Here is a 24,846-nt window from a genome sequence, read left to right on the forward strand (position 1 = left end):
CTCGTCCAAGGAGTACCTTGGCCGGTCCCCCGAGGGGACGGCGATGCTCACGGCATTGAGCCGCTCGCACATCGCCAGACGGGCCGGCTTGGGAGCGGCCCGGCGCTCGGCCCGTTGTTGGACCGATCAAGCCAGCTGCCTTCGCGCCGCCTCCGCCAGCTCGGCGCCCTGGCGCCCGTCCTCCGGGAACACCGCCGTGCCGATGCGTACGGCCATCTGCAGCCGCTGGCCGTCCATGCCGTAGGCGCCTCGCAGCGTCTGCAGCAGCCGCTGCTCCACCAGCGCCGCCTCGTCGCTGCCCGCATTCAGCAGCAGCACCGCGAAGCTGTGCTCGCCCACGCGCTGCACCTCGTCCGCGCTGCGCACGCGGTTGCGCAGGCGCTGGCTGGCCGTGTGGATCAGGCTCTCGCGCTCCTCGTCGCTGGGCAGGCGTTCGGGCGGTGCCAGCACGGCCACTTCCACCCACAGCAGCGCGAGCTGGCCGCCCTCGCGGCGGCTCTGGGCCAGCAGGCGCGACACGCGCAGGTTGTAGGCGGTCAGGGAATCGATGGCGAGCAGCGGCGGCGTCGCGCCACCACGGGGAGGTTGGGGTGGGTTGTTGGCGAACATGAGGACGGTTGGGGTCATGGGGTCACTCCGACAAGGGCGGGGTGCCTGCGCAGACGGCCTCCGGAAGAACCGGCCTCCCTGGCTGTCTTTGCTAACCACCCTCATACCTAAGGAACGCAAACCGCCTGCGAAACCCGACATCGCATCCGAAAGAATTTCTGACGCGCTGTCTTGGGGAGGGCCAAAGCCAGCGTTCCGACGCCTTCAGCCGTTAGAGTGCGGCGCGTGCAAGACATCACCCAGCTTCTGCAGGCCGCCCAGCAGGGCGACCGCGCCGCCGCCGACGAGGTGGTGGCGCAGCTCTATGCCGACCTGCAGCGCATGGCACGCCGGCAGATGCGCGAGGCGGGTCATCTGACGCTGCTGGACACGACCGCGCTGGTGCACGAGGCCTGGCTGCGCCTGTCCGGCGCCCAGGGCGCGGCCTTCCCCGACCGGCGCCACTTCCTCGCCTACGCGGCCCAGGCCATGCGCTCCGTCGTCATCGATCTGGTGCGTGCGCGCCAGGCCGAGCGCCGCGGTGGCGGCCAGCAACACCTGACGCTGAACACGGCCATCGCCGAGCTGACGCCGCAGGGCGACGACGCGATCCTTCGCGTGCACGAGGCGCTGGATGAGCTGGCCGCACTGGAGCCACGGCTGGCCCAGGTGGTGGAGATGCGCTACTTTGGTGGCCTGCTGGAGAGTGAGATCGCGCTGGCGTTGGGCGTCACCGAGCGCACCGTGCAGCGTGACTGGCAGAAGGCACGGTTGTTCCTGTCCATGGCTTTGCAGGGGTAGCGATGCATGACTTGGACAAGCAGCGCTGGCTGGCCCTGAGTCCCTTGCTCGACGAACTGCTGGACCTGGAAACGGCCGCGCGGCAGCAGCGCCTGGACGTACTGCAGGCTCAAGACCCCGACGCGGCCGCGCATCTGCGGCGCCTGCTGGCGCGGGCGCAAGACCTGGAGCAGCAAGGCTTTCTGAGCCAGCCTGTCGTCGCGCAATGGGACGAGGTGCTGGCCTCCGTGCCTGGCGACGACGCGCCGCCGCCCGACTTCTCGGGTCAGTCCATCGGCCCGTATCTGCTGGAGCGCCAGCTGGGGCAGGGCGGCATGGGCAGCGTGTGGCTGGCGCGGCGCGCCGATGGCCGCTTCGAAGGGCATGTCGCCGTCAAGTTCCTGATGTCGGGCCTGCTGGGCCGTGGCGACGCAGGTCGTTTCGCGCGCGAGGGCGAGATCCTGGCGCGCCTGTCCCACCCGCACATCGCGCGGCTGCTGGATGCCGGCGTGCACCAGGGCAGCCAGCCCTATCTGGTGCTGGAGTACGTCGACGGCCAGCCCATCGACGCCTACTGCCGCCAGCACCAGCTGGGCATCGAGGCCCGCGTGCGCCTGTTCCTGGACGTGCTGGGCGCCGTGGCCCACGCGCATGCGCGGCTGATCCTGCACCGCGACCTCAAGCCCAGCAACATCCTCGTGACGGCCGACGGCGACGTGAAGCTGCTGGACTTCGGCATCGCCAAGCTGCTGGCCGATGCCACCCAGGCGGAGCAGGGCGCCGCCGCCACCGAGCTGACGCAGCGCGCCGGCAGCGCCTTCACGCCGCAGTTCGCCGCGCCCGAGCAGGTGCAGCAGGCCGACGTGACGACGGCCACCGACGTCTACGCCTTGGGCGTGCTGCTGTACCTGCTGCTTGGTGGCCAGCATCCGACGGCCGACGACACGCAGACGCAGCTGGACCGCCTCAAGGCCGTTGTGGATCTGGTGCCCAAACGCCTGTCCGACGTGGCCGTGGGGCACTCCGACACTGCCGTCTCCAGCCATGCGCGCGAACTGCGCGGCGACCTGGACACCATCGTCGCCAAGGCGCTGAAGAAGGCGCCGACCGAGCGCTATGCGAATGCGCAAGCGCTGGCCGAGGATCTGCAACGCTGGCTGGACCACGAGCCCATCCGCGCGCGGCCGGACAGCCGGTTCTACGTGGTGGGTCGCTTCGTGCGGCGGCACCGTCTGGCGGTGGCAGCAAGCTCGCTGGCGGTGCTGGCACTGATGAGCCTGACGGCGGTCAGCGTGCTGCAGGCGCGTCGCGCCGAGCAGGCCGAGCAGCAGGCGCAGGCGCGACGGCAGCAGGCGGAGGACCTGCTGAGCTACATGCTGGGCGAGTTCGCCGACAAGCTGCGGCCCATCGGACGGCTGGAGCTGCTGGACAACGTGGGCAGCAAGTCACTCGACTTCCTTGCAGAAGACGCCCACGCAGGACCGGTCGCGCGGCTGCAGCGCGCCAAGGCGCTGACAGTCATCGGCGAGGTGCGGGTGTCCAAGCGCGAGTTAGAGGCGGCTCTCGAGCCACTGTCGGCCGCCACCGGTCTGCTGGAAGGCGACCCGCCCAGCGCCGACCTGACCGCGCCGTGGCGCAAGGCCCAAGGTGCCGCAGCGTTCTGGCGAGGCGAGGTGCATTTCCGCAAGCGCGAACTGGCGCAGGCGCAGGAGCAATGGAGCCGCTACCGCGATGTCAGTGTCAGTTGGATGCAGGCAGTCCCGCATGACGAGGAGGCGCAACTCGAACTGTCCTACGCCGAAAGCAGCCTTGGAAGCCTGCGGTTGGGGCAGGGTATGTTCGTCGAAGCGGAGGAGGCGTTCAGGCGCTCGATGGAACTCAAGGAAGCGCTGCTTGTCCGTCGCCCGGATGACCGGGCCTTGCAGAGCGAATGGAGCGACACCGTCAGCTGGTTGGGTGCTCTGCTTCAGCAGACGGGACGGCATACGAGTGCCGCGAAGACCTTCCAGCGTGCACTACCTCCGATCCAGTCGGTGCGTCAACGGTTTCCTGCAGACCTGGAATGGCTGAAGCGGGAAGCCGGCTTGCTGTTCAACCTCGGCGAAGCGCAGTCCGCCGCGGGCCAGGATGGACTCGTAACCTTGTTCCAGGCGAAGGCCGCAGCTGACCGGTTGCGAGCGGGCGACCCGACCAACGTGAGTTGGGCTTTCATGGCCCTGGAAATCGATGCCAGCCTGCTCGCGCAAAAGCAGGTCGTCACGCCGCAGTTGCGAGCCGGCGAAGCGATGACCCTGTTGAGGCGTCTGGACTCCCTGCGGCCGGACAAGCCATTGCTGGATAGCTGGCTCCCTCGCTATGTCAAGCTGCTGGAACTGGTGTCGGGCAGCTCGTGTCAGCCTCAGGACTGCGAGATGCGGGAGCACACGCTGGCCCGAGTCGGGAAGCGTCTGTCCGAAGCGACGTCGAAGCGTCCCGAGGCCGTCTCTCTCGAAGCCTTGAATTCTGCAGTGCGGCTGCAGTTGCTGAAGACGCGTTGGCTGGCTGGCGATCCGGGTGCCAGCCAAGCAGCGTGTCGCCAGGCGGACGCGCTGTTGCGGCTCCGCGGCGATTGGCGTCTCGCGCATGCGGAGCTGACCCGGCGGTGGCTGGAGGTGCAGCGTTGCCTGAATCCGCCTGCCGACACTCACCAGGACTGGCAGGCCACCCAGGCGTGGTTGCAACGCCAGCGAGACTCGTAATTCCTCCGTCGCGCGTGAATTCGCGCGAGCCTTTTCCCAACCATTCTCAGGAGTCTGATGATGTTCGTTCCCCCCTATACCGTGACTGTCACCAGTACCGCTGGCGGCATGTCGAAGTGCTCTTACGTTGACGGCAATGGCAATCCGGTGCCGGATGGCGCGGTGCTCACCACGACGACCCCAGATGGGCAAGAGGGTGAACTTGCCATCAACTTCACCGAAGCGAAAGTGCGTGGCAAGAACCTGCGTCTAGTCGGTGCGGCGGTCAAGACGGTCGGGAACGACCCGGCTATGAACCCGTACAACTTCCTGTCGGCCAGCCGTTCCCAAGCAGGCGACGCATGGGTCGACAGTGTCGTGGTGCCTTGGGGCGTGGACCACTACACCCGGCGAGGCGTCGTGCTGCTGTTCGCTCAGGTGAGCTCGTCAGGCGACATGCTGAACTTCTATCCGAGCTCTGATCCGCAGACCCAGAACGATCAGCCGCAAACCTGCGATTGAATATAGAGGCTTGCTGAAGTGCACCGCGCTTTGGCGGCTGATCACGCCCGAAGAGGGGCATGCCGACTCAGCCCAGTCCAAGCCCCGTCAAGCGCTGATAGCGCTTGCGCAAGAAATCCGCCGCCAGGCTCGCATCGCCGCCCACGCGCTCACCGATGTAGAGCTCCTGGCGGCGCTCCGCGATCTGCGTGCGCAACCGGGCTGCCATGATGTCCAGCGGGCGCATGCCGCCTGTTTCGGCGCGCTCGATGGCCACGCGCAGCTGGTGCATCTGCAGGTTCTGCAGCACCAGCGTCTGCGCCTGAACGACGCGGATGCGGCCCTGCACGAGGTGCTCGCACAGGCCCAGCCAGGCGCGCACGGCGTCGGCGGGGCCGCCGATCACCTTCTCGGGCGACTCACCAGCGGCCAGCAGCAGGCTTTCCAGCTTGCCGCGGTCGCTGCTTTCGTAGGCCTCGTTGACGGCCATCATGCGCTGTTCGCAGACCTCGCGGTCCGGGCCGGGCGGCGCCAGGTCGGGGTGGAAGCGCTTGGCCGCGCGCCGGTACAGCGTCTTCAGCGTGGGCGGCGGCAGGTCCATCGTCGGGCCGGTGGGCTCGGGCGGCAGCGGTGTGGCGTCGGGCAGCGCAGGCACATCGGGCCAGACCTTGGTGTGCGGTGCCGAGGGCATGGGGGCGTCCACACCCTGGCGCTTCAATGCGTCGGACAGCAGCGCGGTGGCCTGCTGCAGTTGCGCCTCCAGTTCGTCAAGCTCGCGCATCAGTGGGCCTAACGCCTCCAGGTAGCGCAGGCGGAAGCCCAGCAGCTTGGCACGGATGCCGTCGTGGTCGGCCTCCAGCACGGCCAGGTAGCGCTGCAGGTCCTGCAACTGCTCACGCCGTCGCGTCATTTCGTGTCGGGTGACTGCCATGCTCGCCATGGCTGGATTTTGCCGTGGCGCAGACGCGAAAAAGGCCCGCGAACGGGCCTTGGAGGGCGGTATTTACCAGGCTTTACTGAGAGGCCGCCGAGGCCTGCACCTCGGGCAGGCTGGCGGCCGGTGCTACCGTTTCGGCCACGGCGGTGACGGCCGGTGCCGCCGCCTGCGTGGGCGAGGGCGCCTGGCTGCCTGCACTCATCGGCAGGATGGGAACGATCAGCAGCGCGACGATGTTGATGATCTTGATGAGCGGGTTCACGGCCGGGCCGGCGGTGTCCTTGTAGGGGTCGCCCACGGTGTCGCCGGTCACGGCGGCCTTGTGCGCATCGCCGCCCTTGCGGTGCACCACGCCCTTGTCGTCGGTGAAGCCTTCCTCGATCAGCTTCTTGGCGTTGTCCCAGGCGCCGCCGCCGGTGCACATGGAGATGCCGACGAACAGGCCGGTGACGATGGTGCCCATCAGCAGGCCGCCCAGCGCCGCCGGGCCCAGCAGCAGGCCCACGACGATGGGCGCGACGACGGGCAGCAGCGACGGCACGATCATTTCCTTGATCGCAGCGGTGGTCAGCATGTCGACCGCGGCGCTGTAATCCGGCTTGCGCTGGCCGGCCATGATGGCGCCGTCGGCGAACTGCTTGCGCACTTCCACGACGACCGCGCCGGCCGCGCGGCCCACGGCCTCCATGGCCATCGCACCGAACAGGTAGGGGATCAGGCCGCCGATGAACAGGCCCAGGATCACGTAGTGGTCCGACAGGTCGAACTTCACGTGCAGGCCGCGCGCTTCCAGCGCATGCGTGTAGTCGGCGAACAGCACCAGCGCGGCCAGGCCGGCTGAGCCGATGGCATAGCCCTTGGTGACGGCCTTGGTGGTGTTGCCCACGGCGTCCAGCGGGTCGGTGACGTCGCGCACGGCCGGGGGCAGGTCGCTCATCTCGGCGATGCCGCCGGCGTTGTCGGTGATGGGGCCGTAGGCGTCCAGCGCGACGATGATGCCCGCCATGCTCAGCATGGACGTGGCGGCGACGGCGATGCCGTACAGGCCCGCCATCAGGTAGGCCGACCAGATGGCTGCGCAGACGAACAGCACCGGCCAAGCGGTGGACTTCATCGATACACCGAGGCCGGCGATGACGTTGGTGCCGTGGCCGGTGGTGGAGGCCTGCGCCACGTGCTGCACCGGGTGGTACTGCGTGCCGGTGTAGTACTCGGTGATCCAGACCATGGCCGCCGTCAGCACGAGGCCGACGACGCAGGCGCCGAACAGCGCCATCGCGCTGGTGGTGGCGCCGCCGGCCAGCAGCACCTCCCCGGGGAACATGGCCTTGGTGACGAAGAAGAACGCGATCAGGCTCAGAACGCCGGCCACGATCAAGCCCTTGTACAGCGCCGGCATCACGTTCTTCATGCCGTCGCTGGCCTTGACGAAGTAGCAGCCGATGATGGACGCGATGATGGACACGCCACCGAGAGCCAGCGGGTAGATGACGCCGGCCGCCGCGGAGGTGCCGGTCACCATCAGTGCGCCCAGCGCCATCGCGGCGATCAGCGTCACTGCGTAGGTCTCGAACAGGTCGGCCGCCATGCCGGCGCAGTCGCCGACGTTGTCGCCCACGTTGTCGGCGATGACGGCCGGGTTGCGCGGGTCGTCCTCGGGGATGCCGGCCTCGACCTTGCCCACCAGGTCGGCGCCCACGTCGGCGCCCTTGGTGAAGATGCCGCCGCCCAGGCGCGCGAAGATGGAGATCAGTGACGAGCCGAAGGCCAGGCCCAGCATGGGCTTGAGCGCGGCGCTGTCATGCCCGCCGCCGATGGCGAGGTAGAAGCCGCCCACGCCCAGCAGGCCCAGGCCCACGACCAGCATGCCGGTGATGGCGCCGCCCTTGAAGGCCACGTCCAGCGCCGGGCCTATGCCCTTGGTGGCGGCCTGCGCGGTGCGAACGTTGGCGCGCACCGAGATGTTCATGCCGATGAAGCCGCAGATGCCCGACAGCACCGCGCCGATCACAAAGCCCACGGCCGTCGTCAGGCCCAGGCCTGGCACCACCGCGATGGCAATGGCGAGCACGACGCCCACGATGCCAATGGTGCGGTACTGCCGGCCCAGGTAGGCGGCGGCACCCTGCTGGATCGCCGTGGCGATCTCCTGCATGCGGGCGTTGCCCGCGTCTTGACTCAGGATCCAGCTTCGTTGAATGAAGCCATAAACAACGGCCGCGAGGCCGCAGGCCAGCGCGAAATACAGCGCCATCTCCGTCGACATGTAGAAGTCTCCTCAGGTGCGTGTGTGAACCGGTTACCCCCGGGTACGGGGCAAGTGCGGCGGAGCTTAAGGGCGGGTCTTTGGCTGTAAGGGCAGCGTTTACCAGCAAAACTAGAATGCGGGTTTTCCTTGACCCCTAGAAGACGACCATGAGCCTGCACAACGTGTCCCCCGGCGCCAAGGCGCCCGACGAATTCAACGTCATCATCGAGATCCCGATGAATGCCGACCCGATCAAGTACGAGGTCGACAAGGACAGCGGCGCCCTGTTCGTCGACCGCTTCCTGACCACGCCGATGTACTACCCGTGCAACTACGGCTACATCCCCAAGACGCTGGCCGACGACGGCGACCCGGTGGACGTGCTGGTCATCACCCCGTTCGCGCTGACGCCCGGCGTCGTCGTGACCTGCCGCCCGCTGGGCGTGCTGATGATGGACGACGAAGCCGGTGGTGACGCCAAGCTGCTGGCCGTGCCGACCAACAAGATCCTGCCCATGTACAGCCACTGGGAAAAGATCGAGGACGTGAACCAGATGCGCCTGAAGGCCATCCAGCACTTCTTCGAGCACTACAAGGACCTGGAGCCCAACAAGTGGGTCAAGGTCAAGGGCTGGGAAGGCCCGGACGCCGCCAAGAAGGAAATCACCGACGGCATGGCGAACTACGCCAAGGCCCCGAAGTAATTCCAGCCTCCGGCCGGATCAGGAAGACGCCGCATCTGCGGCGTCTTTTGCTTTGTAGGGGCCGTGTTCGTTGAGTTCGCTCAGATAGCCCGTCATGGCCTCGCCCTCGCGGGCCAGGAAGTCGTTGACGGCGTCGGCGAACGCCGGGTGCGCCAGCCAGTGGCTGGACGCCGTGCGCGTGGGCATCAACCCGCGCGCCATCTTGTGCTCGCCCTGCGCGCCGCCTTCGAAGCGCTGATAGCCGTTGGCAATGCACCAGGCCAGCGGCTGGTAATAGCAGGCGTCGAAGTGCAGGTTGGGGATGTGCTCGGTGGCGCCCCAGTAGCGGCCGAAGGCGGCGCGGCGCTCGGGGTCCAGCGCGATCAGTGACGTGGCCACGCGCTCGCCACCGCGCATGGCCGTGAACATCAGCCAGTGCCCGGGCATGTCGCTCGCCATGCGCGCGAAGAAGTCGCGGCTCAGATAGGGCTTGCTGTGGTGTTCGCGGTAGGTCTGCTGGTAGCAGCGGTAGAAGTAGTCCCAGTCCTCGGGCGTGATGGCGGCGCCCAGGCGCGCCTCGAACACGACGCCGGCCTCGCGCACGCGGCGCTGCTCCTGCTGGATCTTCTTGCGCTTGTCGCGCTGCAGCCGGGCGAGGAAGGCGCTGAAGTCCGCGTCGCCCTCGGCCGTCCAGTGGAACTGCACGCCGGCCCGCGCCGTGCAGCCGGCATCCAGCAGCGCCGCCTGGTCGGCGCCGTCGCCGAACAGCACATGCAGCGACGAGGCTTCGGTCTCCTTCGCCAGTGCGCGCAGCGCCTGGGCCAGCATCGTCCGCGCATCGTCGTCGACGGCCAGCAGCCGGCTGCCCGGCACCGGCGTGAACGGCACGGCCACCAGCAGCTTGGGGTAGTAGCTCAGGCCGTGGCGGTGGTAGGCGTCGGCCCAGGCCCAGTCGAACACGTATTCGCCGTAGCTGTGAGACTTCAGCCAGGCCGGGCAGGCGGCCAGCAGGCGCGCCTCGTCCCAGAGGCCCAGGAACATCGGCGCCCAGCCGGTTGCGGCCGTGGCCGAGCCCGAGTCGTGCAACGCCTGCAGGTACTCGTGGCGCATGAACGGCGTGGGCTGGGGCGATGCCGCCAGCAGGCCGTTCCAGGCTTCGCGGGGTAGGGCGGCGGGCGAGTCGTGGACGCGAAGGGTGGGCATACGGCTATTGGAATGCACCCTCGAAAACGCAGGGCTAGACTGGGGTTTTGCTGATGCCGGCCATGCGTTTCGACAACCTTTACAGCCATGACTTTGCCCGCCTCGCCGTGGGCCTGCCCCTGTGCCGCGTGGCCGATCCGGCGTTCAATGCCGAGCAGACCATCGCGCTGCTGAAGCAGGCCGCCGCCGGAGGCGCGGCCGTGGTGGCGTTTCCGGAGCTGGGCTTGTCGGCCTACAGCTGCGACGACCTGTTCCACCAGCGTGCGCTGCTGGATGGCTGCGAGGCGGCGCTGGCGTCGGTGCTTGCGGCCACGCAGGCGCTGCCTCTCGTGGCCATCGTCGGCATGCCGCTGCGGGTGGAGCAGCGCTTGTTCAACTGCGCCGTCGTGCTGTTGCGCGGCCGCATCCTGGGTGTGGTGCCCAAGACCTATCTGCCCAACTACGGCGAGTTCTACGAGGCGCGCCAGTTCTGCTCGGGCGAGGAGGCGACGGTGGCCACCGTGACGCTGCTGGGCCAGCAGGTGCCGTTCGGCAGCCGCCAGATCTTCACGGCCGAGGACCTGCCGCTGCTGCGCCTGCACGTCGAGATCTGCGAGGACGTGTGGACGCCCATCCCGCCGTCGTCCTTCGCGGCGCTGGCCGGCGCGACGGTGCTCGTCAACCTGTCGGCGTCCAACGTCGTCATCGGCAAGGCCGGCTACCGGCGCCAGCTGGTGTCGCAGCAATCGGCGCGCTGCCTGGCGGCCTATGTCTACTCGTCAGCCGGCGCCGGCGAGTCGACGACCGACCTGGCCTGGGACGGCCAGGCCCTCATCAGCGAGAACGGCGAACTGCTGGTCGAGTCCGAGCGCTTCCAGCGCCGCTCGCAGCTGGTGACGGCCGACGTGGACCTGGAGCGCCTGGCCCGCGAGCGCATGCGGCAGACCAGCTTCGGGCAGTCCGTGCGCCTGCACGCCGCGCAGATCAGCGCCTTCCGCGATGTCGCGTTCAAGCTGGGGCTGGATTGCGACCAGCCGCTGGCGTTGCGCCGCCACGTCGAACGCTTCCCTTACGTGCCGGCCGACCACAGCCGCCGCGACGAGCGCTGCCAGGAGGTCTACAACATCCAGGTCCAGGGGCTGACGCAGCGCCTGGCGTCCAGCGGCATCAACAAGCTCGTCGTCGGCATCTCGGGTGGGCTGGACTCGACGCACGCACTGCTCGTCGCCGCGCGCACCATGGACGCGCTGGGCCTGCCGCGCACGAACATCATCGGCGTGACCATGCCCGGCTTCGCCACCGGCGAGCGCACGCGCCAGCAGGCACTGCGGCTGATGGCCACGGTCGGCTGCGAGGCGCGCGAGATCGACATCCGTCCCAGCTGCGTGCAAATGCTGCAGGACATCGGCCATCCGCACAGCGACGCCCAGCCGGTCTACGACGTCACCTTCGAGAATGTGCAGGCGGGCGAGCGCACCAGCCATCTGTTTCGGCTGGCCAACTTGACGGGAGGGCTGGTGCTGGGGACTGGCGACCTGTCCGAGCTGGCGCTGGGCTGGTGCACCTATGGCGTGGGCGACCACATGTCGCACTACAACGTCAACGCCAGCGTGCCCAAGACGCTGATCCAGCACCTGGTGCGCTGGGTGGCCGAGACCCACCAACTGGGCGCCGGCACGGACACGCAGGTGCTGCTGGACATCCTCGACACCGAGATCAGCCCCGAACTGGTGCCCGGCAGCCTGCAGAGCACGGAAGCGACCGTCGGCCCCTACGCGCTGCAGGACTTCAACCTGTTCTACACGCTGCGTCATGGCTACACGCCGACCAAGATCGCCTTCTTGGGGCGGCATGCGTGGAGCGAGGTCTATGCGCTGGCCGAAATCAAGCGCGTGCTGCGCATCTTCGTGCAACGCTTCTTCAAGGGCAGCCAGTTCAAGCGCAGCTGCGTGCCCAATGCGCCCAAGGTCGGCAGCGGCGGTTCGCTGTCGCCGCGCGGCGACTGGCGTGCGCCCAGCGATTCCGAAGCCGTGGTCTGGCTCGCCGATGTGGACCGCATCCCGGATGAACGTGCTTAAATCGACGCCAAACGAACCCAGGAGCCGCGCGCCATGAAGCAGATCACCGCCATCATCAAACCCTTCAAGCTCGACGAGGTCCGCGAGGCGCTGGCCGAGGTGGGCGCCTCGGGCCTGACGGTCACCGAGGTCAAGGGCTTTGGCCGCCAGAAGGGGCACACCGAGCTGTACCGCGGCGCCGAGTACGTCGTCGACTTCCTGCCCAAGGTCAAGGTCGAGGTCGTCGTGAAGGACGACGAGGTGGACCGCTGCATCGACGCCATCCTGAAGGCCGCCAAGACCGGCAAGATCGGCGACGGCAAGATCTTCGTGCAGACCGTCGAGCAGGTCGTGCGCATCCGCACGGGCGAGACGGACGAAGCCGCAGTGTGACGAGCCCCTCGTTGCACGCGCTAAACGCCGCGCAACTGGTCGGTCCCCCGAGGGGACGGCGATGCTCTCGGCATCGAGCCGAGAGCACATCGCCTTAGCGGGTCGGCTTGCGAGCGGCCCGGCGCTCGGCCCGAGAAAGCCTCAGCGCTGCGTCAGGGCCAGCTTCGCTCCCAATGCCACAAAAGTGGCGGCGAAGCTGCGCCGCAGCCAGGCCATCGCGGTCGGGCTGCCAAGCACGCGGTCCCGCATGCGCGCCGCAAAGGCGCCGTAGAGCGCGAACACGCCGAACGTCATCGCCATGAAGATGGCCGACAGCTGCAGCATCGTGGCGGTCGGCGCCCCGTCGTCTGGCGCGATGAACTGCGGCAGGAAGGCCAGGAAGAACATCGACAGCTTGGGGTTGAGCAGGTTCACCAGCACGGCGTGCCGGATGACCTGTCCGTCCGTGCGTTCTTTGCCATCGGGCGTGATCGCCATCGCACCGCGTTCGCGCCACGTCATCCACGCGAGGTACAGCAGATAGGCCACGCCGGCGAACTTGACCGCCTCGAAGGCCAGTGCGCTGGCGTGCAGCAGCGTGGCGAGCCCGGTCACCGCCGCCAACATGTGCGGCACGATGCCCAGCGTGCAGCCCAGCGCCGCGATGACTGCGGTGCGCGTGCCGCTCGCCAGGCCGGTGGCAATGGTCACGGCGGCACCGGTGCCGGGCGACGCGACCACCAGCAGCGATACGGTCAGGAATTCGAGGTTCATGCAAGCGCTCCGAACTGAGGAGCGCACATGCTGCGGCCGGGCGACCGGGGTCGTCTTGAACGAAATTTCAGCGCGGTGCGAACGCGCCGGGCGTCAGGCCGAAGTTGCGCGCGAAGCAGCGGGTCATGTGGCTCTGGTCCGCAAAACCGGCCGCCGCGGCGGCTTCGGCCAAGGGCAGGCCGGTGCGCACGAGGTGCCGAGCCCGTTGCACGCGGCGCTGCAGCACATAAGCGTGCGGCGGCAGCCCGGTCAGCCGCGTGAACGCACGCAGGAATTGGTAGCGGCTCAAACCGGCGTCGGCCGCCAGGCCGGCCAGCGACCGGGCCGATGCGGGGTCGTCGTCGATGCACTCCCTGGCGTGCTGCACGCCGGTGCCGACGGCCACGTCGAGCTTGGCCGGACGGAGCAACTGCGCCACCAAAGCCAACAGTGCCGTGTCGAACCGCAGGGTATCGGGATGCGCCGAACTGGCGTTGAACAGCGCGTGGAATCGCGCGGCCAACGGCGCATCACGGATGACCGGGGCCTGGAACTCGAAGGCCTTGGCAGGCGCGATGTCGGCCGCAGCCTGCATCAGCGTTTGCGGTTCGATGTAGAGCATGCGCCAGCGCCGCCCGCTGGCATCGAAGGGGGTGCCGTCGTGAACCTCGCCGGGGTTGACGGTGATCAGATCGCCCGGCCCGGCTTCCACGACGCCGCGCCCGTTGGCCGACTTCTGTGCGCCCCGCTCGATGAGGCCGATGCCGAACTGGTCGTGCGTGTGGCGGCCAAAGGCCTGGGCGGAGTCGGCCAGCACCACGTCGACGCCGTCGACAGGGCTGGGCAGCAGCGTGAATCCCCGGGGCTTCATGACCCTGACTGTCGCAGGTCAGCGCAGGTGCTGCCAGACGGCCGCGCCCCAGACCCCACCGGCCAGCAGCAGCGACAGCAGCACGGCCGCGCTTGCGATATCTTTGGAGCGCTTGGACAGGTGGTGCAGCTCGAACGACACGCGGTCCACGACGGCCTCGATGGCCGAGTTCAGCAGCTCGACGATGAGGACCAGCAGCAGCGAACCCAGCAACAAAGCGACCTGCACCCAGTCCTGGCCCAGCCAGAAGGCCAGCGGCGTCGCGATGATGACAAGCCAGGTCTCCTGCCGGAATGCGCTCTCGCCGGTGTAGGCGGCCTTGAGGCCGGCCCAGGAGTAGCCGGCGGCATGGATGATGCGGTCCAGGCCGGTGCGGCCCTTGTGCGGGTTGCTCATCGGCGTAGAGGCAGTTGGGTGACCACCCGCGATCCGGCGATCACGTCGTGCAGGAATTGGCGCTGCGGATGCAGCCGCGCGAGCAGCGTGTAGATCGCTATCCAGGCGACCAGTCCTGCCGTCAACAGACCGCCCCGCACGCCGAACAGCCACAGGCTCAGCCCGGGCAGCAGCCACAGCCAGCTCAACACATAGCGTGCAAACGCCCGCGCCATGCCCAGTGGCCGGCCGTGCATGTCGACAACGCGAAGATGCCAGGTCTTCAGCGCCAGCGTCTGACCGGTTCGGGTCCAGAAGTAGAGGAAGTAGGCCGCCGGGACGACGAACGCGAACACATAGCCCGGCGCGCCGAACAACGCGTCCTTCTGACGCGTCAGCACCACGTAGAGGAAGCAGGCGAAGAACAGCACGGCGAACAGCAGCACGCCTTCGTAGATGAAGGCGGCGAAACGCCTCGCCAGGCCCGCGGGCGGGACTGCCGTCGGGGTGGTGGCGCTCATGGACGCGGCGCGGACGCTGCGGGCGTCTTCTTCAGCGGCAGCAGTGTGCGCGGATCCACCAGCCTGGGGTCGACCAATCGGAGTTGCTCGGTCTTCAGGTGCAGAGGCTTGGCCAAGTCCCGCGTGATAAGCACCGTGGTGGCGCCAGGCTTGGCCTGCACCAGGATGCTGGTCACCAACGCCGGCGTCACCAGCGTGGGCGCGGTCGCGGGGGCGTCTGACTTGCGCTGAGCTACTTGCGGCTTGGCGGCCCGTGCCGGTGCTTCGGCCAGGGCCTGGCGGCGGGCTATGGCTTTCTCGGCGAGCGCGCGCCGTTCTTCCGCGGGCAGGGCCTGGTAGGCCTCCCATCGCGCCTGCCGCTGTTCGGGCGTCAATTGTCTGGAAACCTGGAAGCTGATGCGAGCATTCAACCGCTCTGAACCGCTGAGCATCGTCCAGTCGCGAATTCGGTCATGCACACGCTTGATCTCTTCGCCGGACATCGTCGCCAGCGTCGGCGTGGCGCTGAGCCATTTGCTGCGTTGAGTGTCTGAAATTTCGGGCCAATCGCGCTCCAGCGGTGCCAGCAGCGCCTGCTGCTTGGACGACAGTTCGCTCCAGTTGGCGGGCGGCACGCTGAGCGCGCTCGGCGTGATCGGCTTGGTCAACGGCCGGGCTCTGACCTCGATTCGTGGGGACGGCGCGGCAGGCGGGACTGCGCTGGCCGCCGAATCTGGCGGCGGCGCTTCGTCAGTGGTCTGCGCAAAAGCACAAAGCTCTGCTGCGCTGAGCAACAGGGCGAGGGTCAGATGGAAAAAGGCGGGCAGCGTGATCGCGGCTCGGGTCATGCACATCCGGTCATTCTTCCGCATCTCGCAAAAATTCGGAGAAGCCAGGGTCGGTGAACGCCGCGGGAGGCAGGCTGTCGCTTAGCAGTGCGGTGTCCACCTCGGCGGCGGCGGCAATCTGTTCGTTCTCCTGGCCCATCTCCATGAGCATCAGGCCGGCAACCAGCAGCAGCACCGGCAGTGCAGACATCAGCATCGACCAAAGGCCTGCGCCGCCAGGGCGCGACCCGGTAGGACCCATCATCGAGCCGCCATGGCCGCCGAGGGCCAGCGTCGCCCCCACTTGCGCCGTTGCGGGGCTTGCGATAGCAGTTGCCGCCGCGGCCGCGCGGGCCTGAGCCGCACGTGCGAGCGCCTGTTCTCGCCCGAAGCGCAGGCGCTCCGACACGTCATGAGGCAGGGAGGCGCTGCGTTCGGTCAGCGCTGCGCCCACGCCCCGCCCAAAGCGGGCCATGCGAGCGTCCAACTCGTCGGCAGGGGGTGAATACTTCGTTGACTTCATAGCGTGATCCCCTTGGCCTTGAGCGCTTTCGCCAATGCATGAACCGCTCGAGAGCAGTGCGTCTTGACGCTACCCTCCGAGCAACCCATCACGGCAGCGGTCTCGGCTACATCCAGTTCCTCCCAGTAACGCAGCAGGAAGGCTTCCCGTTGACGGGTGGGCAGCTCCTGCACCTGGGCATCGATCTGCTGCAAGATTTGCGCCCGGCTGACCTCGTCGGCCGCGCTCAAGGCGCCCAACGCTCCGTCCTGCGTTTCGAGGATTTCCAGCAGGTCGAAGTCCTCGTCTGCGCTGCCCTCGAAGTCCGACATGTTGGTCATGACCGCATTGCGTGTCTTCTGGCGACGGAAATAGTCCATCGTCGCGTTGGACAAGATGCGCTGGAACAACAGCGGCAACTCGGCCGCCGGGCGGTCGAAATAGTTCTCGGCCAGCTTGATCATGGCGTCCTGCACGATGTCCAGGGCGGCATCGTCGTCGCGGACGAGGTAGGCCGTGCGCTTGAAGGCTCGGCGATCCACGTTGCGCAGGAAGTCGTTGAGTTCTTTGTCTGTGGCCAAGGCTGTCGGCGGTCCGAAGGGCGGCGCGGATTATGGCATTCGCCTCATACGAAGGCTCAGCGATTTTGAGCCGGCATAATGCTGCTTCGCACAAAGAAGTATGGTCTCTCAGTGGCTGCCCGACAGGGGCTCCATCTGTTGACCGCGCAGGTTCCGAATCCGTCTCACGAGGGCGCGAAGAGGGGCACCAAAGGTTTTTCGTTAGAGAAATTCACAGAGGTTCGAAAAATGGACATGTCTGCCGCGGAATTCAAGCGCGCCGCCCTGGCGCAGCCGCAATCCTCCCCCTCCCAATCCTCCACCGCGGAGCTCAATGGCTCCGAGATCCTCGTTCGCTGCCTGCAGGCCGAAGGGGTGCGTCATCTCTGGGGCTACCCCGGTGGCGCGGTGCTCTACATCTACGACGCGCTCTACAAGCAGAACACCATCCAGCACGTGCTGGTGCGGCACGAGCAGGCCGCTGTTCATGCGGCCGACGGCTTTGCCCGCGCCAGCGGTGAAGTCGGCGTGGCGCTGGTCACTTCGGGCCCGGGTGTCACGAATGCCGTGACCGGTATCGCGACCGCCTACATGGACTCGATCCCGATGGTCATCATCACGGGTCAGGTCCCCACGCCGGCGATCGGCCTGGACGCCTTCCAGGAGTGCGACACCGTCGGCATCACGCGCCCCATCGTCAAGCACAACTTCCTCGTGAAGGACGTGCGCGACCTGGCGCTGACGCTGAAGAAGGCCTTCCACATCGCCCGCACCGGTCGCCCCGGCCCGGTCGTCGTGGACATCCCCAAGGATGTGTCGCTGGCCAAGACCACGTTCAGCTACCCGGACCGCGTCGAGATGCGGTCCTACAACCCGGCCAAGAAAGGCCACAGCGGGCAGATCCGCAAGGCTGTGCAGCTGCTGCTGCAGGCCAAGCGCCCCTACATCTACACGGGTGGCGGCGTCATCCTGGGTGAGGCGACGGCCGAGCTGCGCCAGCTGGTGGACCTGCTGGGCTTCCCCTGCACGAACACGCTGATGGGCCTGGGCGCCATGCCCGGCACGGATCCGCGCTTCCTGGGCATGCTGGGCATGCACGGCACCTACGAGGCCAACATGACCATGCAGCACTGCGACGTGCTGCTGGCCGTGGGCGCGCGCTTCGACGACCGCGTCATCGGCAATCCCAAGCACTTCGGTTCGGTGGAGCGCAAGATCATCCACGTCGACATCGACCCGTCGTCGATCTCCAAGCGCGTGCGCGTCGACATCCCCATCGTGGGCGACGTGAAGGACGTGCTGCAGGAGCTGATCGCGCAGCTGAGGGAGATCCAGGCCAAGCCGGATGCCAATGCCGTCAATGCGTGGTGGAGCCAGATCAACGAATGGCGCCGTCGCGACTGCCTCGCGTTCAAGGATTCCACCGAGGTCATCAAGCCGCAGATGGTCGTCGACAAGCTGTGGCAGCTGACCCGCGATCGTGACACCTACATCACGTCGGACGTGGGCCAGCACCAGATGTGGGCCGCGCAGTTCTACAAGTTCGACGAGCCGCGCCGCTGGATCAATTCCGGTGGCCTGGGCACGATGGGCGTGGGCCTGCCGTACGCGATGGGCATCAAGCTGGCCAAGCCGGACGCGGATGTGTTCTGCATCACCGGCGAGGGCAGCATCCAGATGTGCATCCAGGAGCTCTCGACCTGCTTCCAGTACAAGACGCCGGTCAAGATCGTCTCACTGAACAACCGCTACCTGGGCATGGTGCGCCAGTGGCAGGAACTCGACTACGAGGGCCGCTACTCGCACAGCTACATGGATGCGCTGCCGGACTTCGTGAAGCTGGCCGAGGCCTATGGCCACGTGGGTATCCTCGTCGAGAAGCCCAGCGACGTGGAACCCGCGCTGAAGGAAGCCATGCGGCTCAAGGACCGCACGGTGTTCCTGGACATCCGTACCGATCCGACCGAGAACGTCTGGCCCATGGTCAAGGCGGGCAAGGGCATTTCGGAAATGCTGCTCGGGTCGGAAGACCTGTGAGCGTCTGAAGCCGTCGGTCTTTGCGAGGGTTGCCGCCCTCGCCGAGGCCGGTGGCGGATGGCACGAACAGCCGACCTACGCACATCTTCTTTTTCAACGATTCGAACCCGCTGCCAAGGTCCGTCGGTTACCGCCGCCGGCACTGAAGAGCGCGAAGGACGAGATCCCATGAGACACATCATTGCTTTGCTCATCGAGAACGAGCCGGGGGCGCTGTCGCGCGTCGTGGCGCTGTTCTCGGCTCGTGGCTACAACATCGAGAGCCTGACGGTCGCGCCGACCGAGGACGCCTCGCTGTCGCGCATGACCATCGTGACGACGGGCAGCGACGAGATCATCGAGCAGATCACCAAGCACCTGAACCGCCTCATCGAGGTCGTCAAGGTGGTGGATCTGACCGAAGGCAACTACACCGAGCGTGAGCTGATGCTCATCAAGGTGCGTGCCGTCGGCAAGGAGCGCGAAGAGGTCAAGCGCACCGCCGACATCTTCCGTGGCCGCATCATCGATGTGACCGAGAAGACCTACACCATCGAGCTGACCGGCGACGCGGGCAAGCTGGACGCCTTCATCGACGCGATCGACCGCGCGTCCATCCTCGAAACCGTACGCACCGGCGCCAGCGGCATCGGCCGCGGTGAGCGCATCCTGCGCGTCTGATCCGTCTTCACCCCCAACACCACAGTTTTTTCCTGGAGCGACCCATCATGAACGTCTACTACGACAAGGACGCCGATCTCAGCCTCATCAAGGGCAAGAACGTCACCATCATCGGCTACGGCTCACAAGGCCACGCCCACGCGCAGAACCTGAACGACAGCGGGGTGAAGGTCACCGTGGCGCTGCGCCGCGGCGGCGCGTCGTGGTCCAAGGCCGAAGGCGCCGGCCTGAAGGTCGCCGAGATCGCCGAAGCCGTGAAGGCCGCCGACGTGGTCATGATCCTGCTGCCCGACGAACAGATCGCCGACGTCTACAAGAAGGAAGTCGAGCCCAACATCAAGCAAGGCGCCTCGCTGGTCTTCGCGCACGGCTTCAACGTTCACTACGGCCAGGTGCAGCCGCGTGAAGACCTGGACGTCTGGATGGTTGCTCCCAAGGCTCCCGGCCACACCGTGCGCGGCACCTACCGCCAGGGTGGCGGCGTGCCCCACCTGATCGCCGTCTACGCCGACAAGTCCGGCAAGGCCCGCGACCTGGCCCTGAGCTACGCCGCGGCCAACGGCGGCGGCAAGGCCGGCATCATCGAGACAAACTTCCGCGAAGAAACCGAGACCGACCTGTTCGGCGAGCAAGCGGTTCTGTGCGGCGGCGCGGTCGAGCTGATCAAGGCCGGCTTCGAGACGCTGACCGAAGCCGGTTACGCGCCCGAGATGGCCTACTTCGAGTGCCTGCACGAGCTCAAGCTCATCGTGGACCTGATCTACGAAGGCGGCATCGCGAACATGAACTACTCCATCTCGAACAACGCCGAGTACGGTGAGTACGTGACCGGCCCGCGCGTCGTCACGGAAGACACCAAGAACGCGATGCGCCAGTGCCTGAAGGACATCCAGACCGGCGAGTACGCCAAGTCCTTCATTCTGGAGAACAAGGCCGGCGCCCCGACGCTGATCAGCCGCCGCCGCCTGACCGCCGAGCACCCCATCGAGCAGGTCGGCGAGAAGCTGCGCGCGATGATGCCCTGGATCAAGGCCAACAAGCTGGTCGACAAGTCCAAGAACTAAATCGTCGCCTCGCGATGAAAGGCCGGTGCCGCAAGGTGCCGGCCTTTTGCTTTGTGAGCGCTGAGCTATCCTGCCGCCCATGACTCCCGACCCCATCGACGACGACGAGCCCAGCATCGTCGTGCGTCCCCGCCGAAAAGGCATCTACGCACTGCCGAACGCGATCACGCTCGGTGCGCTGTTCAGCGCCTTCTACGCCATCGTCATGGCCATGAACGGCCGCTTCGAGGTGGCCTGCGTGGCCATCTTCGCCGCCGCCATCCTCGACAGCCTGGATGGGCGCGTCGCGCGCATGACCAACACCCAGTCGGCGTTCGGCGAGCAGATGGACAGCCTGTCCGACATGGTAGCCTTCGGCGCCGCGCCGGCCCTGATCGTCTACATGTGGGCGCTGAAGGACATGGGCAAGCCGGGCTGGATCCCGGCCTTCGTCTACATCGCGGGCGCCGCGCTGCGGCTGGCGCGCTTCAACGTCAACATCGGCGTGGTCGACAAGCGCTACTTCCAGGGCCTGCCCAGCCCGGCCGCTGCGGCGCTGGTCATGGGGCTGATCTGGGCGGTGGTCGACCAGCCTGGATATCAGGGCCTGACGGCCGACAGCTGGGTCGCCTGGGTGGCCTACGGCGTGACCTTGTTCGCCGGGCTTTCGATGGTCACGAATGCGCCCTTCTACAGCTTCAAAGTCTTCGACCGCCGGCGCAGCGTGCCCTTCATCGTGCTGGTCGTCATCATGCTGGGCATCGGGCTGGCCGCACTCGATCCGCCCCGGGTGTTGTTCGGGCTCTTTTGCGTCTACGGGCTGTCCGGCTATGTCATCTACGGCTGGCGCAAGGCCAAGGGCAAGCCGGTCAGCGTGATCTCCACGAGCACCGACGAGCCCGATGAAAGAGGCTTGCATCAATAGCCTTACGTGTTAGATTCCCGACCCATGAGCCGCGCCACGCGAATTCGCCTGCTACTAGTCCTAGAGGAACCACGGGTTCGCTAGTCAGCCACGCCTATACGCTCATCTGACCCCAACGGCCCGTATGCAACCGCAGCGGGCCGTTCGTGTTTTCCAAGGCTGCCGGTTGCGCCCCACCCACCCCGGATGGAACAACCATGTTGAAGCAACCGCAGCAAAAGTACCGCCCCTTCGCCCCGATCGCATTGCCGGACCGCACCTGGCCCGATGCCGTGCTGATCCGTGCGCCGATCTGGCTGAGCACCGACCTGCGCGACGGCAACCAGGCGCTGATCGAGCCCATGGACATCGCCCGCAAGCTGCGCATGTTCCAGCAACTGGTGAAGATCGGCTTCAAGGAGATCGAGGTCGGCTTCCCGTCGGCATCGCAGACCGAGTTCGATTTCGTGCGCCTGCTGATCGACGGCGGCCACATCCCCGACGACGTGACCATCCAGGTGCTGACGCAGGCGCGCTCGCACCTCATCGAGCGCACCTTCGAATCGCTGGACGGCGCCAAGCGCGTCATCGTGCACGTCTACAACGCGGTCGCGCCCATCATGCGCCGCGTCGTGCTGGGGCAGGACGAGGACGGCATCGTCGAGCTGGCCGCGTCGCATGCGCGCCAGATCAAGGAGCTGGCCGCCGCGCGGCCGGGCACGGACTGGCGCTTCGAGTACTCGCCCGAGATGTTCTCCGGCACCGAGCTGGCCTTCAGCAAGCGCGTGGTCGACGCGGTGACGGCCGTGTGGGCCCCGACGCCCGAGCGCAAGTGCATCATCAACCTGCCGTCCACCGTCGAGCACAGCACGCCCAACATCTTCGCGGACATGATCGAGTGGATGCACCGCCACCTCGAGCGTCGCGAGTCCATCGTGCTGTCCGTGCACCCGCACAACGACCGCGGCACGGGCACGGCGGCCGGCGAGCTGGCGCTGATGGCGGGCGCCGACCGCGTCGAGGGCTGTCTGTTCGGCAATGGCGAGCGCACCGGGAACGTGGACCTCGTCAACATCGCGCTGAACCTCTACACGCAGGGCGTGGACCCGCAGCTGGACTTCTCCGACATCGACGACGTGCGCCGCTGCGTCGAGCACTGCACGCAGATCCCCGTGCACCCGCGCCACCCCTATGTGGGCGACCTGGTCTACACGTCCTTCTCCGGCTCGCACCAGGATGCGATCAAGAAAGCCTTCGCCGCACGCAAGGATGGCGACATCTGGGACATGCCCTACCTGCCCGTGGACCCCAAGGACCTGGGCCGCAGCTACGACGCGGTCATCCGCGTGAACAGCCAGTCCGGCAAGGGCGGCATCGCCTATCTGCTGGAGGCCGAGTACGGCCTGGAGCTGCCGCGCCGCCTGCAGATCGAGTTCAGCCAGGTCGTGCAGCGCGTCATGGATGACGCCGGCAAGGAGCTGACCGCGGCCGACATCCATGCCATCTTCGAGCGCGAGTACGGCATCGGCGACGCCGCGGCCTCCGTCGTGCAGCCGCAGATGACCGAGGTGGCGGGCGGCGCGATGCGGCTGTCGGCCGAGGTCGTGCTGGGCGGCTGGATGGGCCATGTGCAGGGCGAAGGCAACGGCCCCATCGATGCGTTCGTCAACGCGCTGTCCACCCGTCTGGGCCAGGATGTCCGCGTGCTGGACTATCACGAGCACGCCATTGGCAGCGGCGCCGATGCGCGCGCCGTCGCCTATCTGGAGATCCGCGTCGGCGACGTGACTCGCCACGGCGTGGGCATTGATGGCAGCATCGTGCGTGCGTCCATGCAGGCCATCCTGTCCGGCCTGTCGCGTGCACCGGTGGCGGTGCCGCAGGTGCGCGAGGAGAACGTCCGATGACCGACAAGCTCATCATCTTCGACACGACGCTGCGCGACGGTGAGCAATCGCCCGGCGCCTCCATGACGCGCGAAGAGAAGCTGCGCATCGCGCGCCAGCTGGAGCGCATGAAGGTGGATGTCATCGAGGCCGGCTTCGCGGCTGCCAGCAACGGCGACTTCGAGGCCGTGAAATCCATCGCGGCCGCGGTGAAGGACAGCACGGTCTGCTCGCTGGCCCGCGCCAACGACCGCGACATCGCCCGCGCCGCCGAGGCGCTGGCCGGTGCCAACAGCGCCCGCATCCACACCTTCATCGCGACCAGCGAACTCCACATGGAGAAGAAGCTGCGCATGACGCGCGAGCAGGTGCTGGAGCAGGCCACGCTGTCGGTGCGCTTCGCGCGCAATCTGTGCGGCGACATCGAGTTCTCGCCGGAAGACGGCTACCGCTCCGACATCGACTTCCTCGCCCGCGTCTGCGAGAGCGTCATCCGGGAAGGCGCCGGCACCATCAACATCCCCGACACCGTGGGCTATGCCATTCCTGAGCTGTACGGCGACTTCATCCGCCGTCTGCGCGAGAAGGTGCCCAACAGCGACAAGGCCGTCTGGAGCGTGCACTGCCACAACGACCTGGGCATGGCGGTGGCCAATTCGCTGGCCGGCGTGAAGCTGGGTGGCGCGCGGCAGATCGAATGCACGATCAACGGCCTGGGCGAGCGCGCGGGCAATTGTTCGCTCGAAGAAGTCGTCATGGCCGTGCGCACGCGGCGCGACTACTTCGGTCTGGATGTGGGCATCGACGCGTCGCAGATCGTGCCGGCCTCCAAGCTGGTGTCGCAGACCACCGGTTTCGTCGTGCAGCCCAACAAGGCCGTCGTCGGCGCCAACGCGTTCGCGCATGCCAGCGGCATCCACCAGGACGGCGTGCTGAAGGCGCGCGACACCTACGAGATCATGCGCGCCGAGGACGTGGGCTGGGCCGCCAACAAGATCGTGCTGGGCAAGCTGTCGGGCCGCAACGCGTTCAAGCAGCGCCTGCAGGAACTGGGCATCGAGCTGGAGAGCGAGGCCGAGATCAACGCCGCCTTCCAGCGCTTCAAGGACCTGGCCGACCGCAAGAACGAGATCTTCGACGAGGACATCATCGCGCTGGTCATGGACGAGTCCGTCACGGCCGAGCACGAGCACTTCCGGCTGCTGTCGCTGGCGCAGCGCAGCGAGACCGGCGAGCGGCCGCATGCGGCCATCGTGTTCGCGATGGGCCACCAGGAGCACCGGGCCGAGAGCGACGGCAACGGCCCCGTAGACGCGACGCTGCGCGCCATCGAGACGGTCGTCGAATCGGGGGCCGAGATGTTGCTGTACTCGGTCAATGCCATCACCGGCGGAAGCACCGAATCGCAGGGCGAGGTGACCGTGCGGCTGCAGCACGCCGGCCGCGTGGTCAACGGCGTGGGCGCCGATCCCGACATCGTCGTGGCGTCCGCCAAGGCCTACCTCTCCGCGCTGAACAAGCTGCAGAGCAAGGCGGAGCGCGTCGCCGCCCAGGGCTAGCACGAAGTCCGGCGCTTCCCAGGTAACGGCCGTGATGGGAATCACGGCCGTTACTTTCATGGCCCCGCCTGGCGTCAGGCAATCCCCGTCGGCGTGGAATCTGGCGCGCAAACACCCCGGTCCTCTTGCTTCGGGGCGGGGCGTCCACCCGCAGAATGCCGTCCAAGGTGACCTGCAGGCAGCGTGCGGAGTCGCCACCGCGGTTGAGGGCTGACCCTGATACCGCATGCAGTTCAGCCCAGGCCTACTTGCAAGCGTTTGTTTCCGCTGCAGAACGACAGAGCCCACTCGTGGCACCGTTCGT

The 24,846-nt window shown here is 67.2% G+C and carries 23 protein-coding genes; 12 read left to right on the forward strand and 11 right to left on the reverse strand.

The features are described 5' to 3' along the window. Nucleotides 1-126: 126 nt before the first annotated feature. Nucleotides 127-627 (reverse strand): diguanylate cyclase domain-containing protein, encoded by a 501-nt coding sequence (locus tag J2X21_RS02635; protein ID WP_310324511.1) that lies wholly within the window; start codon nucleotides 625-627, stop codon nucleotides 127-129. 207 nt (nucleotides 628-834) lie between these two features. On the opposite strand from J2X21_RS02635, the gene J2X21_RS02640 reads away from it, so the two are divergent. From J2X21_RS02640 to J2X21_RS02650, 3 genes are read left to right on the forward strand one after another with little or no spacing between them, the layout of a single operon-like run. Then, entirely contained in the window at nucleotides 835-1,389 is a 555-nt protein-coding gene (locus J2X21_RS02640) for an ECF-type sigma factor (RefSeq protein ID WP_310324513.1), read from the forward strand. A 2-nt stretch (nucleotides 1,390-1,391) separates the two neighbouring features. Further along, nucleotides 1,392-4,106 carry a serine/threonine-protein kinase gene (locus tag J2X21_RS02645; RefSeq protein ID WP_310324515.1) on the forward strand — a complete coding sequence of 905 codons (2,715 nt, stop codon included), beginning with the start codon at nucleotides 1,392-1,394 and terminating at the stop codon, nucleotides 4,104-4,106. A 60-nt stretch (nucleotides 4,107-4,166) separates the two neighbouring features. Further along, nucleotides 4,167-4,607 carry a hypothetical protein gene (locus tag J2X21_RS02650; RefSeq protein ID WP_310324517.1) on the forward strand — a complete coding sequence of 147 codons (441 nt, stop codon included), beginning with the start codon at nucleotides 4,167-4,169 and terminating at the stop codon, nucleotides 4,605-4,607. Between the two features lie 67 nt (nucleotides 4,608-4,674). Here J2X21_RS02650 and J2X21_RS02655 read toward each other — a convergent pair whose 3' ends face one another. Continuing rightward, complete coding sequence (locus J2X21_RS02655; RefSeq protein ID WP_310324520.1) at nucleotides 4,675-5,496, reverse strand: J domain-containing protein; 822 nt, start codon at nucleotides 5,494-5,496, stop codon at nucleotides 4,675-4,677. A gap of 103 nt (nucleotides 5,497-5,599) precedes the next feature. Further along, entirely contained in the window at nucleotides 5,600-7,789 is a 2,190-nt protein-coding gene (locus tag J2X21_RS02660) for a sodium-translocating pyrophosphatase (RefSeq protein ID WP_310324523.1), read from the reverse strand. Nucleotides 7,790-7,938: 149 nt separating this feature from the next. Here J2X21_RS02660 and ppa point away from each other — a divergent pair, with 149 nt between their 5' ends. Beyond that, nucleotides 7,939-8,475, forward strand: coding sequence for an inorganic diphosphatase (gene ppa / locus J2X21_RS02665; protein ID WP_310324526.1), 537 nt, complete (start codon nucleotides 7,939-7,941; stop codon nucleotides 8,473-8,475). Between the two features lie 18 nt (nucleotides 8,476-8,493). Here the strand turns inward: ppa and J2X21_RS02670 are convergent, their stop codons facing one another. After that, the gene (locus J2X21_RS02670) at nucleotides 8,494-9,657 is read right to left on the reverse strand and encodes a GNAT family N-acetyltransferase (protein WP_310324530.1); all 1,164 of its coding nucleotides are present in this window, start codon (nucleotides 9,655-9,657) and stop codon (nucleotides 8,494-8,496) included. A gap of 62 nt (nucleotides 9,658-9,719) precedes the next feature. On the opposite strand from J2X21_RS02670, the gene J2X21_RS02675 reads away from it, so the two are divergent. Further along, complete coding sequence (locus tag J2X21_RS02675; RefSeq protein WP_310324533.1) at nucleotides 9,720-11,714, forward strand: NAD(+) synthase; 1,995 nt, start codon at nucleotides 9,720-9,722, stop codon at nucleotides 11,712-11,714. Between the two features lie 33 nt (nucleotides 11,715-11,747). Beyond that, nucleotides 11,748-12,086 carry a P-II family nitrogen regulator gene (locus tag J2X21_RS02680; protein ID WP_310324535.1) on the forward strand — a complete coding sequence of 113 codons (339 nt, stop codon included), beginning with the start codon at nucleotides 11,748-11,750 and terminating at the stop codon, nucleotides 12,084-12,086. 141 nt (nucleotides 12,087-12,227) lie between these two features. Here the strand turns inward: J2X21_RS02680 and J2X21_RS02685 are convergent, their stop codons facing one another. From J2X21_RS02685 to J2X21_RS02715, 7 genes are all read right to left on the reverse strand, one after another. Next, on the reverse strand, nucleotides 12,228-12,839 hold the full coding sequence (locus tag J2X21_RS02685; protein WP_310324537.1) for a LysE family translocator: 612 nt from the start codon (nucleotides 12,837-12,839) through the stop codon (nucleotides 12,228-12,230). A 67-nt stretch (nucleotides 12,840-12,906) separates the two neighbouring features. Next, nucleotides 12,907-13,689, reverse strand: a complete 783-nt coding sequence (locus tag J2X21_RS02690; protein WP_310324538.1) for an AraC family transcriptional regulator — start codon at nucleotides 13,687-13,689, stop codon at nucleotides 12,907-12,909. Between the two features lie 18 nt (nucleotides 13,690-13,707). Beyond that, nucleotides 13,708-14,085, reverse strand: coding sequence for a diacylglycerol kinase (locus J2X21_RS02695; protein ID WP_310324541.1), 378 nt, complete (start codon nucleotides 14,083-14,085; stop codon nucleotides 13,708-13,710). Beyond that, nucleotides 14,082-14,585, reverse strand: a complete 504-nt coding sequence (locus J2X21_RS02700; RefSeq protein WP_310324545.1) for an RDD family protein — start codon at nucleotides 14,583-14,585, stop codon at nucleotides 14,082-14,084. Before J2X21_RS02700 ends, J2X21_RS02695 begins: the two co-directional genes overlap by 4 nt. Further along, nucleotides 14,582-15,436: a DUF3106 domain-containing protein gene (locus J2X21_RS02705; RefSeq protein ID WP_310324548.1), complete on the reverse strand. Its 855-nt coding sequence runs from the start codon at nucleotides 15,434-15,436 to the stop codon at nucleotides 14,582-14,584. The genes J2X21_RS02700 and J2X21_RS02705 overlap by 4 nt, the downstream gene beginning before the upstream one ends. After that, nucleotides 15,423-15,914, reverse strand: coding sequence for a DUF3619 family protein (locus J2X21_RS02710; protein ID WP_310324551.1), 492 nt, complete (start codon nucleotides 15,912-15,914; stop codon nucleotides 15,423-15,425). Before J2X21_RS02710 ends, J2X21_RS02705 begins: the two co-directional genes overlap by 14 nt. Continuing rightward, nucleotides 15,911-16,474 carry an RNA polymerase sigma factor gene (locus tag J2X21_RS02715; protein WP_310324553.1) on the reverse strand — a complete coding sequence of 188 codons (564 nt, stop codon included), beginning with the start codon at nucleotides 16,472-16,474 and terminating at the stop codon, nucleotides 15,911-15,913. Before J2X21_RS02715 ends, J2X21_RS02710 begins: the two co-directional genes overlap by 4 nt. 228 nt (nucleotides 16,475-16,702) lie before the next feature. Here J2X21_RS02715 and J2X21_RS02720 point away from each other — a divergent pair, with 228 nt between their 5' ends. From J2X21_RS02720 to J2X21_RS02745, 6 genes are all read left to right on the forward strand, one after another. Further along, complete coding sequence (locus J2X21_RS02720; RefSeq protein ID WP_310324556.1) at nucleotides 16,703-18,490, forward strand: acetolactate synthase 3 catalytic subunit; 1,788 nt, start codon at nucleotides 16,703-16,705, stop codon at nucleotides 18,488-18,490. 168 nt (nucleotides 18,491-18,658) lie between these two features. Then, complete coding sequence (gene ilvN / locus J2X21_RS02725) at nucleotides 18,659-19,150, forward strand: acetolactate synthase small subunit (protein ID WP_310324558.1); 492 nt, start codon at nucleotides 18,659-18,661, stop codon at nucleotides 19,148-19,150. Between the two features lie 47 nt (nucleotides 19,151-19,197). Next, nucleotides 19,198-20,214, forward strand: a complete 1,017-nt coding sequence (gene ilvC, locus J2X21_RS02730) for a ketol-acid reductoisomerase (protein ID WP_310324560.1) — start codon at nucleotides 19,198-19,200, stop codon at nucleotides 20,212-20,214. A 79-nt stretch (nucleotides 20,215-20,293) separates the two neighbouring features. Continuing rightward, nucleotides 20,294-21,118, forward strand: a complete 825-nt coding sequence (pssA, locus tag J2X21_RS02735) for a CDP-diacylglycerol--serine O-phosphatidyltransferase (protein ID WP_310324562.1) — start codon at nucleotides 20,294-20,296, stop codon at nucleotides 21,116-21,118. Between the two features lie 197 nt (nucleotides 21,119-21,315). Continuing rightward, the gene (gene leuA / locus J2X21_RS02740; RefSeq protein WP_310324566.1) at nucleotides 21,316-23,004 is read left to right on the forward strand and encodes a 2-isopropylmalate synthase; all 1,689 of its coding nucleotides are present in this window, start codon (nucleotides 21,316-21,318) and stop codon (nucleotides 23,002-23,004) included. Next, complete coding sequence (locus tag J2X21_RS02745) at nucleotides 23,001-24,542, forward strand: 2-isopropylmalate synthase (RefSeq protein WP_310324569.1); 1,542 nt, start codon at nucleotides 23,001-23,003, stop codon at nucleotides 24,540-24,542. Before leuA ends, J2X21_RS02745 begins: the two co-directional genes overlap by 4 nt. The last annotated feature ends 304 nt before the right edge of the window (nucleotides 24,543-24,846 follow it).

The organism is Roseateles asaccharophilus (assembly GCF_031458115.1).
Lineage (GTDB): Bacteria > Pseudomonadota > Gammaproteobacteria > Burkholderiales > Burkholderiaceae_C > Pelomonas > Pelomonas asaccharophilus_A.